This window comes from Tardiphaga sp., assembly GCF_028290785.1.
Lineage (GTDB): Bacteria > Pseudomonadota > Alphaproteobacteria > Rhizobiales > Xanthobacteraceae > Tardiphaga.
The window spans coordinates 1-5,939 of sequence record NZ_JAQGJD010000175.1 but is presented as its reverse complement, the minus strand read 5'-3'; the positions used below and the strand labels follow the sequence as shown (position 1 = coordinate 5,939).

4 protein-coding genes are annotated in these 5,939 nt (G+C 64.7%); all 4 read left to right on the top strand.

Annotated features, from left to right (window positions below; translation table 11 throughout):
* The coding region (locus JWR89_RS10275; protein WP_299715223.1) for a carbamoyltransferase C-terminal domain-containing protein at positions 1–1,618 on the top strand (1,618 nt) is incomplete at its 5' end.
* Positions 1,619–1,781: 163 nt separating this feature from the next.
* Complete coding sequence (locus JWR89_RS10270) at positions 1,782–2,996, top strand: NADP-dependent isocitrate dehydrogenase (RefSeq protein ID WP_299715220.1); 1,215 nt, start codon at positions 1,782–1,784, stop codon at positions 2,994–2,996.
* 236 nt (positions 2,997–3,232) lie between these two features.
* A complete protein-coding gene (locus tag JWR89_RS10265; RefSeq protein WP_299715217.1) occupies positions 3,233–5,299 on the top strand; it encodes a prolyl oligopeptidase family serine peptidase in 2,067 nt (688 codons plus the stop codon).
* Between the two features lie 43 nt (positions 5,300–5,342).
* Positions 5,343–5,855: a DUF3455 domain-containing protein gene (locus JWR89_RS10260; protein ID WP_299715214.1), complete on the top strand. Its 513-nt coding sequence runs from the start codon at positions 5,343–5,345 to the stop codon at positions 5,853–5,855.
* Positions 5,856–5,939: the final 84 nt, after the last annotated feature.

Genomic DNA, 5,939 nt, shown 5'->3' with positions numbered 1-5,939 from the left:
GCGCAAGAGCGATGGCAGCGTTCATCCCGACGCCGCCATCGACGAGGTGCTGTCCATCGCGGGCGCGACCCGGCGCGACGTCGATGTCGTCGCCACTAGCCGCGCGATGTTTCCCAAGACCTACTTTCCCCGCCTCGGCGGCCTGCGCTGGTTGCGCGAGCAGTATCGCAGCCGGGTCGGCAAGGATCGCCTGCTGCTCGCGGCCGAACAGCATCGCTACCGCGCGCCGCGGGCCGAGGACGTGTTCGACGCCGCGGCGTGGCGGCGCGACGGCGGTTTCCGCGACGACACCAACGTCCATTTTTACAACCACCACGAGGCGCACGCGCTGCCCACTCTGTTCTACAGCCCGTGGCCGGATGCGCTGCTGGTGACGGCCGATGGCGGCGGCGACAATGTCAATTACAGCTACCGGCATTTCGCCGAAGGCCGCCTGACCACGGCGTATGGCGGCGAGGATTGCCTGTTCCTGCCCAACCCCGTCGACAGCCTGGGCCACGCCTACAGCGCGGCGACCAAGTCGCTCGGATTTCGGCCCAACCGGCACGAGGGCAAGCTGACCGGGCTGGCGGCGATGGGACAGCCTGCGGTGGCCGATACGATCGCCGGGTATTTTTCGGTGGCTCCCGACGGACGCATCCAGTCCGGCTTTCGCAGCTATCACCAGATGAACGCGCTGATGCGCCGGCTGGCCAGGCAGGCAGGCCGGGAGGATTTCGCAGCGTCGATCCAGAAGGTGCTGGAGGACATCATGCTGCTGTCGCTGCAACGCCTGTTGCAGCATTATCCGGCGCGCCATCTCGGCCTGTCCGGCGGCGTGTTCGCCAACGTCAAGCTCAACCGCCTGCTCGCCGAGCAACTGCCGATCGACGAACTGTTCATTTTCCCGGCGATGGGCGACGACGGCCTGCCGATCGGCGGCGCGCTGTCCTACCTGATGCAGCGCGACGGCCTCGCGCTTTGGCTCGAGCGCCGCCGCGATCTCGGCAACGTCTATCTCGGCCGCGATTTCCAGGCGAATCTCGACAGCGGCATCGAAGCCACGCCGGGCATTGGCCGCGTCGATGAGGCGCCGGTGGATGGCGCGGTGAAGCGGCTGGTGGCCGGCGAGATCGGTGCGATCTACAATGGCCGGATGGAATATGGCCCGCGCGCGCTGGGCGCCCGGACCATCCTCGCCAATCCGGCGCGGCGCGGCACCCACGACCTCTTGAACGAGCGGCTGAGCCGTTCCGAATTCATGCCGTTCGCCCCGGTGATCACCGCCGAACGCGCCGCCGAGGTGTTCGACGTCAATCCCGTCAATGCGCGGGCCTGCCGCTACATGACCATCGCCTGCGATGTGCGGCCGCAGTGGCGCGACCGCATCCCGGCTGTGGTCCATGTCGACGGATCGGCGCGGCCGCAGGTGATCGCGCGCCCGGACAATCCGCTGTATTACGACATCGTCGAGGGCTTTGCGCAGGCCAGCGGACTGCCGGTGCTGGTCAACACCAGCTTCAACGTCCACGAGGAGCCCATCGTCAACACCCCGCAGGAAGCGCTGCGGGCGCTATTGGACGGGCGGATCGACTTCCTGGTGACCACCGGCGGCCTGTATCGGCGCGAACCGACGTAACGGCACGGCCCCCGGTACGCGACCAGAACCGCCACCCAACCCGCGTTTCGAGCCAAAATTTGGGCCGAAATGGCATAGCGCCTTGGCTTTCGCCGGGTGCAGCGCGGTGCTATAGCCCCCTCACATCATCCTGTCCCGCAACGTGCTCAAAGGCCCGACATCCATGGCAAAAATCAAGGTAACCAATCCCGTCGTCGAACTCGATGGCGACGAGATGACCCGGATAATCTGGCAGTACATCAAGGACAAGCTGATCAACCCCTTCCTTGACATCGATCTGCAGTATTACGACCTCGGGATGGAATACCGCGACAAGACCGACGACCAGGTCACCATCGATGCCGCCCACGCCATCAAGAAGGTCGGCGTTGGCGTCAAGTGCGCCACCATCACCCCGGACGAAGCCCGCGTGAAGGAATTCGGCCTCAAGCAGATGTGGAAGTCGCCGAACGGCACCATCCGCAACATTCTCGGCGGCGTCATCTTCCGCGAGCCGATCATCTGCAAGAACGTGCCCCGCCTGGTGCCCGGCTGGACCAAGCCGATCATCATCGGCCGCCATGCTTTCGGCGACCAGTATCGCGCCACCGACTTCAAGTTCCCCGGCAAGGGCACCCTGACCATGAAGTTCGTCGGCGACGACGGCCAGGTGATCGAGCGCGAAGTGTTCCAGTCGCCCGGCGCCGGCGTGGCGCTTGCGATGTACAACCTCGACGATTCGATCCGCGATTTTGCCCGGGCGTCGCTGAACTACGGCCTGTCGCGCGGCGTGCCGGTGTATCTCTCGACCAAGAACACCATCCTCAAGGTCTATGACGGCCGCTTCAAGGACATCTTCCAGGAAGTTTTCGACGCCGAGTTCAAGACCAAGTTCGAAGCCGCGAAGATCACCTACGAGCACCGCCTGATCGACGACATGGTCGCCGCGGCGATGAAGTGGTCCGGCGGCTACGTCTGGGCCTGCAAGAACTACGATGGCGACGTGCAGTCCGACACTGTGGCACAGGGTTACGGCTCGCTCGGCCTGATGACCTCGGTGCTGCTGACGCCGGACGGTTCGGTGGTGGAAGCCGAAGCCGCCCACGGCACCGTGACGCGCCACTACCGCGAGCACCAGAAGGGCAAGGAGACCTCGACCAACTCCATCGCGTCGATCTTCGCCTGGACCCAGGGCCTTGCCCACCGCGCCAAGCTCGACAACAACGCCGAACTGGCGAAGTTCGCCAAGTCGCTGGAAAAGGTCTGCGTCGATACCGTCGAGGCCGGCTACATGACCAAGGATCTCGCGCTGCTGGTCGGCGCCGATCAGCGCTGGCTATCGACCACGGGCTTCCTCGACAAGGTCGCGGAAAACCTGACCAAGGCGATGGCCGCCTGATTTCGGCCCCGCGCTGAATACATGATCTGGAAGTCCGGGTTGCCTCAGGCACCCGGACTTTTCTTTGACAGACAGAATCGTAGCCCGGATGAGCTTTCGCCATCGCTCGCAGAGCGAAGGGGAAAGCGACATCCGGGGCCGGCCCATCTGTTGAAACGCTGTCCCCGGATAGCGGAGCCGCGCCGCTCCGCGTCACGGCGCCTTATCCGGGCTACGAAAATTCAGGGAGATCAATCATGTCTGAGACCAATCCCGCCGACGGCTCCAACGATCCCCTGCTCTGGCTCGAGGAGATCGAGGGCGAGCGCGCCGTCGCCTGGGTGGAGGCGCAGAACGCGCGCACCGACGGCTTTCTCTGCGACGAGGCCTATCGCGCCGACTTCGATGCGGTGCTGAAGATCCTCGACGCCGACGACCGGATTCCCTTCGTCGGCAAGTCCGGCGAACATCTGTATAACTTCTGGAAGGACGCCGCGCATCCGCGCGGGCTGTGGCGCAGAACGACGCTGCAGTCTTACAAGACCGACGCGCCGGACTGGGACGTGCTGCTCGACATCGACGCGTTGAACGCCGCCGAAGGCATCGCCTGGGCGTTTGCCGGCGCGGCGCGGTCACCGGACAAGAGCCGCGCGCTGATCAGCCTGTCCTTCAACGGCACCGACGCCATCGAGGTGCGCGAGTTCGACATCGCCAGCAAAAGCTTTGTTAAAGGCGGCTTCTTCATGCCGAAGGCCAAGACGCAGGCGAGCTGGCAGGATCAGAACACGCTGCTGTTCGGCAGCGCGCAGACGCCCGAGGACACGACCGAGGCCGGCTATGCCCGCGTGATCCGCAAATGGACGCGCGGCACGCCGCTTGCCAGCGCCGAAATCGTTTTCGAAGCCGAGAAGCAGGACGTCGCGGCATGGTTCGGCGTCAACCGCCGGCCGACGCACCGCCGCGCGATGTACTGGCGCGCGCTGGATTTCACGCGCTCGCACATCTTCGTCGAACAGGCGGAGGGATCGCATGCCGGCCAGCGTGTGCGGCTCGATCTGCCCGACGAGATCTCGGTCGGCTGCGACGCCGACGATCTCATCGTCAGCCCGAAGCAGGACTGGAGCGTCGGCGAACTCACCATCCCGACTGGCGCGGTGGCCGTCATCAATCTCGATCGCTTTATCGACGGCGACCGAGACTTCGATATCATCTTCGCGCCGACGCCTGTCCGCGCGCTGCAATCCTGGCTGGAGACGCGGCACGGCATCGTGCTGGAAATTCTCGACAACGTCCGTGGCCGCATCACGCTGGCGCAGCGCGACGGCGAGGGCTGGGTGGAGACCGCGATCCCCGGCCTGCCCGACAACGCCACGATCAGCGCCGCCGCGTTCGGCGGCGAGGACGATGCCGAGCTCAGCGCGGACGTGCTGCTGACCGTCACCGGCTTTGACCGCCCGACCACCACCGCGTTGTGGCATGGCGGCGGGCCGCTGGAGGAATTGAAGCACGCGCCGCGCAACTTCGATCCCGATGGCATCGAGGTGAAACAGTGCCACGCCGTGGCGGCGGACGGCACGCATATCCCCTACTTCCTGATCGGCAAAAATCTCGGCGACAACAGCACGCCGCGGCCCACCGTTCTCTACGGCTATGGCGGCTTCGAGATTTCGCTAACGCCCGCTTACATGGGCATTGCCGGCAAGCTCTGGCTCGAAGCAGGCCATCTCTATGCCATCGCCAATATCCGTGGCGGCGGCGAGTTCGGCCCGGCCTGGCATCTGGCTTCGCGCAAGGCGACCAAGCATGTCGCGCATGACGATTTCGCATCGGTGGCGCGCGACCTCTCGGCATCCGGCGTGACGTCAGCGCAAAAGCTCGCCTGCCACGGCGGCAGCAATGGCGGGTTGCTGGTCGGCAACATGCTGACGCGCTATCCGGAACTGTTCGGCGCGATCTGGTGCAGCGTGCCGCTGCTTGATATGGCGCGCTACACCAAGCTGCTGGCGGGCCAGAGCTGGATCGCAGAATATGGCGATCCGGAAATTCCCGAGGAGTGGCAATACGTGCAAAAATATTCGCCGTATCACCTGATCGAGTCCGGCAAAACCTATCCACCGATCTTCATCACCACCAACCGCACCGACGATCGCGTCCATCCCGGCCACGCCCGCAAGATGGCGGCGAAACTGCAGGAAATGGGCTATCCGGTGTGGTTCAATGAGACCGTGGCGGGTGGCCACTCCGGTGCGGTGGACAACAGCAAGCAGGCGCAGAGCCAGGCGCTGGGATTTGCGTTTTTGCGGAAGACGATCGCAGCAGTTTGAGACGAGCGGCAGATATCCAGCAACGACACATGCGAGGTTCGACATGACCAGCAACTTAAGACGCCCGCTTCAGACAGCGACGATCGCCTTGTCGTTGGCCGGCTTTGCGGGGGTGGCATCGGCACAGATCCCGGACGCGATCGCCGCGCCGGGCGAGACGCAGATCGCCAAATTCCACGCCGAAGGCGCTCAGGTCTATGAGTGCAAGGCCGATGCGGCGGGCAAGCTCGCCTGGGTCTTTCGCGAACCGGTCGCCACCTTGATGGCCGACGGCAAGACCGTGGGCCGCCACTATGCCGGACCGAACTGGGAATATAGCGACGGCAGCGCGGTGGTCGGCAAGGTGCTGGCCAATGCGCCGGGCACGACGCCGAAAGACATTCCCTGGCTGAAACTGGAGGCCGCCGCGCATCGCGGCAACGGCCTGCTGAGCGGCATCACCACGGTGCAGCGGATCAACACGGCAGGCGGCGTCCTCGCGGGCGCCTGCAGCACCGCCGGCGCATTCCATAGCGAGCCCTACTCGGCGGACTACGTGTTCTTACGCAAGAGCTAAGGTACACGCTTCGTCATTGCGAGGAGCCGTTGCGACGAAGCAATCCAGTTTTTCGGAGCTTGGGATTTCTGGATTGCTTCGCTT

Coding starts and splice junctions, on each gene's coding strand:
- JWR89_RS10260 (WP_299715214.1), top strand. CDS start 5,343: ATGACCAGCAACTTAAGACGCCCGCTTCAGACAGCGACGATCGCCTTG.
- JWR89_RS10270 (WP_299715220.1), top strand. CDS start 1,782: ATGGCAAAAATCAAGGTAACCAATCCCGTCGTCGAACTCGATGGCGAC.
- JWR89_RS10265 (WP_299715217.1), top strand. CDS start 3,233: ATGTCTGAGACCAATCCCGCCGACGGCTCCAACGATCCCCTGCTCTGG.